Genomic DNA, 353 nt, shown 5'->3' with positions numbered 1-353 from the left:
AACTATGAGTTCCTGCTCGCGGCAGGTAATGCCGGTGTTGAAGCCGCAACTAATCAGGTGATTGAAAAAGCGAAAACTGTGATGCTGCTTTCTGTTTATGCAGTGGTCAGTTTCTTGTGTTTGATTACCTTCCGTTCGATTGCGGCAGTAGTGTGTATCATCACTCCTCTAGCCTTAACGTCAGTTCTGTGTGAGGCGCTAATGGCGCAATTAGGCATTGGTGTGAAGGTGGCAACTTTGCCAGTTATTGCGCTTGGTGTGGGTATTGGTATCGATTATGGGATCTATATTTACAGCCAGCTAGAGACTAAGTTGAAAGAAGGCTTGGTTTTGCAGGAGGCTTATTTCCAAAC

General features: G+C 45.6%; 1 protein-coding gene. It reads left to right on the top strand.

What is annotated here, in order from left to right:
• The coding region (locus A3738_RS09975) for an MMPL family transporter (RefSeq protein WP_156504173.1) at nt 1–353 on the top strand (353 nt) is incomplete at both ends.

The organism is Oleiphilus sp. HI0066, assembly GCF_001635725.1.
The sequence above is the reverse complement of the archived record's forward strand: the minus strand, read 5'-3'. Positions and strand labels throughout refer to the sequence as shown.